Origin of the sequence: Pantoea sp. CTOTU49201 (assembly GCF_032054795.1) — a bacterium.
GTDB lineage: Bacteria > Pseudomonadota > Gammaproteobacteria > Enterobacterales > Enterobacteriaceae > Pantoea > Pantoea symbiotica.
The window spans coordinates 1-2,342 of sequence record NZ_DAMBSA010000553.1 but is presented as its reverse complement, the minus strand read 5'-3'; the positions used below and the strand labels follow the sequence as shown (position 1 = coordinate 2,342).

At 55.3% G+C, this 2,342-nt stretch carries 2 protein-coding genes; one reads left to right on the top strand and one right to left on the bottom strand.

The features are described from left to right. Positions 1-61 precede the first annotated feature (61 nt). A complete protein-coding gene (locus tag RTY00_RS23655; protein WP_101763902.1) occupies positions 62-1,375 on the bottom strand; it encodes an NCS2 family permease in 1,314 nt (437 codons plus the stop codon). A 151-nt stretch (positions 1,376-1,526) separates the two neighbouring features. Between RTY00_RS23655 and yieH the strand changes: the two genes are divergently transcribed. After that, on the top strand, positions 1,527-2,189 hold the full coding sequence (gene yieH / locus RTY00_RS23650; protein ID WP_312666591.1) for a 6-phosphogluconate phosphatase: 663 nt from the start codon (positions 1,527-1,529) through the stop codon (positions 2,187-2,189). The last annotated feature ends 153 nt before the right edge of the window (positions 2,190-2,342 follow it).

Genomic DNA, 2,342 nt, shown 5'->3' with positions numbered 1-2,342 from the left:
TTGGTCACGCCGCATGAGATGGGACATCCGTAAAAAAGGCCGCATCAGCGGCCTTTACTGTTTAGTGGGCATCGATAAAGACGATTTTCAGCACGAACAGTAGCGCGACCACCACCACGCACGGGCTGATTTCACGCCAGCGGCCGGTTCCCAACTTCATCACGCAGTAAGAAATAAAGCCCAGCGCGATGCCTTCGGTGATCGAGAAGCTGAAAGGCATCATCGCCGCAGTAACGAATGCCGGCACTGCTTCGGTGAGATCGTCCCACTGCACGCGTGACAGCGACGCCGTCATCAATACGCCAACGTAAATCAGTGCACCCGCCGCCGCATAAGAAGGCACCATCGCCGCCAGCGGTGACAGGAACATCACCAGCAGGAACAGAATGCCGGTAATCACCGCCATCAGGCCGGTGCGACCACCGATCGCCACGCCGGACGAGCTTTCAATGTAGGCGGTCACCGATGAGGTACCAATCAGCGAACCGGTCACCGAACTGATGCTATCAACGTACAGCGCCTGCTTCATGCGCGGGAAAGTGCCTTTCTCGTCTGTCAGTCCGGCTTTATCGGTTACGCCAATCAGCGTGCCGGATGAGTCGAACAGGTTGACCAGCATAAAGGAGAAGATCACACCAGCCATGCCGATGTTGAACGCGCCTTTGATATCGACCTGGCCGACAACGGAAGTGATCGCAGGCGGCGCCGCGAACACACCGCTGAATTTCACATCGCCAATAATCAGGCCCAGCGCGGTCGTCACCACAATCGACACCAGCACCGCCGCATGGATATTGCGTGAAGCCAGAATCGCGATAATGAAGAAACCGAGCGCCCCAAGCAGCACGCTGTGCGAGGTCAGATTGCCAACGGCAACGATGGTATCGGCGTTTGGCACGATGATACCGGCGTTTTTCAGCCCCATCATGGCGATAAACAGGCCGATACCGGCGGTGATACCCACGCGCAGGCTGAGCGGAATGTTGGCAATCATCCAGTAACGCACGCGCAGCAGCGTGAGGATCAGCAGACCCAGCGCGCCCCAGAAAATCGCGCCCATACCAATCTGCCACGAATAACCCATGGCACCGACCACCACAAAGGCGAAGAAGGCGTTCAGGCCCATCGCCGGCGCCAGCGCCACGGGCAGATTCGCCACCAGCCCCATCAGAATGCTGCCGAACGCGGCAATCAAGCAGGTAGTAACAAACACTGCCTGCGTATCCATGCCCGCCACACCAAGAATTTGCGGGTTAACGAAAACGATGTACACCATCGTCAGGAAAGTCGTGCAACCGGCAATCACTTCGGTGCGCACTGTAGTTCCGTGTTCCTGCAGTTTGAAAATGCGCTGCAAAAGGCCCTGATTAGTCATTCCACTGTTCCGCTAAAAAATTTATCGCCGCGTATCCTATAGAGTTTAGCGCGGCAAAACACTGATTTTTCGCAACCGGTTGCTCAGGGTCGCTTTCTGCGCTCAGTGCGCTAGAGTGTCAGCTTATTGTTTAACAAAAGGATGATGTGCGATGTCGGTTGAATGTATTTTTTTTGATTGCGACGGCACGCTGGTCGACAGCGAAGTGATCTGTACGCAAGCTTACGTCAACACCTTTGCCCGCTACGGTATTGAACGCTCTCTGCAGCAGATGTTTGAGCAGTATAAAGGGGTGAAGCTCTACGACATCATCCGCGATGTGGCGGCAGAACATCAGGTTGAATTGCCGCTCGAAGAGGTGGAAACCGCCTATCGTGCCGAAGTGGCTAGATTGTTTGATCTCGATTTAAAGCCGATTGCCGGTGCCAAAGCCCTGGTGGAAAGTGTCAAAGTGAAGATGTGCGTGGTTTCCAACGGCACGGTGAAGAAGATGCAACATTCGCTGGGATTGACCGGCATGCTGCCGTATCTCGATGGCAAGCTGTACAGCGGTTATGACATTAACCACTGGAAGCCGGATCCGGAATTGATGTACCACGCCGCCGAGCAGATGCAGGTGCCGATTGAGAAGTGCATTCTGGTGGATGATTCCGAGGCTGGCGCGCGCGCGGGGATCGCCGCCGGGATTCCGGTGTTTTACTACTGCGCCGATGCGCACAATCCTGAATTAGATCATCCGCTGGTGACGCGCTTTGATGATATGGCGCAGTTGCCAGATCTGTGGCGTGCACGTGGCTGGGATTTGGTGAAATAAGGTGCGGTATTCAGCAGGTCGGCATAAATGCCGACCCTACGTTCGTTCAGGTGTAGGGTCGCCATTAATGGCGACCACAAACTTAACCAATCGCGCCTAACGAATCCTCGTTGCTCTGCTTCTTCGGCAGCAGGAACAGCGTGGCGGCGATAT

What these genes read in the sequence shown, in the direction of transcription:
- RTY00_RS23655 (WP_101763902.1), bottom strand. Translation starts at nt 1,375, where the DNA reads ATGACTAATCAGGGCCTTTTGCAGCGCATTTTCAAACTGCAGGAACAC.
- yieH (WP_312666591.1), top strand. Translation starts at nt 1,527, where the DNA reads ATGTCGGTTGAATGTATTTTTTTTGATTGCGACGGCACGCTGGTCGAC.